The 1,293-nt window shown below is 51.0% G+C and carries 1 rRNA gene; it reads right to left on the reverse strand.

Features of this window, described 5'->3' with window-relative positions:
* Positions 1-1,293 (reverse strand): 23S ribosomal RNA (locus ACQRBV_RS27515); the annotation flags it as partial.

Raw genomic sequence — 1,293 nt, forward strand, 5'->3', positions numbered from 1 at the left:
CAGCCTACCACCTTAAACTTGGACAACCAACGCCAAGCTGGCCTAGCCTTCTCCGTCCCTCCATCGCAATAACCAGAAGTACAGGAATATTAACCTGTTTTCCATCGACTACGCTTTTCAGCCTCGCCTTAGGGACCGACTAACCCTGCGTCGATTAACGTTGCGCAGGAAACCTTGGTCTTTCGGCGTGGGTGTTTTTCACACCCATTGTCGTTACTCATGTCAGCATTCGCACTTCTGATACCTCCAGCAAGCTTCTCAACTCACCTTCACAGGCTTACAGAACGCTCCTCTACCGCATCACTTACGTGATACCCGTAGCTTCGGTGTATGGTTTGAGCCCCGTTACATCTTCCGCGCAGGCCGACTCGACTAGTGAGCTATTACGCTTTCTTTAAAGGGTGGCTGCTTCTAAGCCAACCTCCTAGCTGTCTAAGCCTTCCCACATCGTTTCCCACTTAACCATAACTTTGGGACCTTAGCTGACGGTCTGGGTTGTTTCCCTTTTCACGACGGACGTTAGCACCCGCCGTGTGTCTCCCATGCTCGGCACTTGTAGGTATTCGGAGTTTGCATCGGTTTGGTAAGTCGGGATGACCCCCTAGCCGAAACAGTGCTCTACCCCCTACAGTGATACATGAGGCGCTACCTAAATAGCTTTCGAGGAGAACCAGCTATCTCCGAGCTTGATTAGCCTTTCACTCCGATCCACAGGTCATCCGCTAACTTTTCAACGGTAGTCGGTTCGGTCCTCCAGTTAGTGTTACCCAACCTTCAACCTGCCCATGGATAGATCGCCCGGTTTCGGGTCTATTCCCAGCGACTAGACGCCCTATTAAGACTCGCTTTCGCTACGCCTCCCCTATTCGGTTAAGCTCGCCACTGAAAATAAGTCGCTGACCCATTATACAAAAGGTACGCAGTCACAGAACAAAGTCTGCTCCCACTGCTTGTACGCATACGGTTTCAGGATCTATTTCACTCCCCTCTCCGGGGTTCTTTTCGCCTTTCCCTCACGGTACTAGTTCACTATCGGTCAGTCAGTAGTATTTAGCCTTGGAGGATGGTCCCCCCATATTCAGACAAAGTTTCTCGTGCTCCGTCCTACTCGATTTCATGACTAAGAGATTTTCGCGTACAGGGCTATCACCCACTATGGCCGCACTTTCCAGAGCGTTCCGCTAATCTCAAAGCCACTTAAGGGCTAGTCCCCGTTCGCTCGCCACTACTAAGGGAATCTCGGTTGATTTCTTTTCCTCAGGGTACTTAGATGTTTCAGTTCCCCTGGTTCGC

The sequence above is a fragment of the Pseudomonas sp. R11F genome, assembly GCF_050312575.1.
GTDB classification, from domain to species: Bacteria; Pseudomonadota; Gammaproteobacteria; order Pseudomonadales; family Pseudomonadaceae; genus Aquipseudomonas; species Aquipseudomonas palleroniana.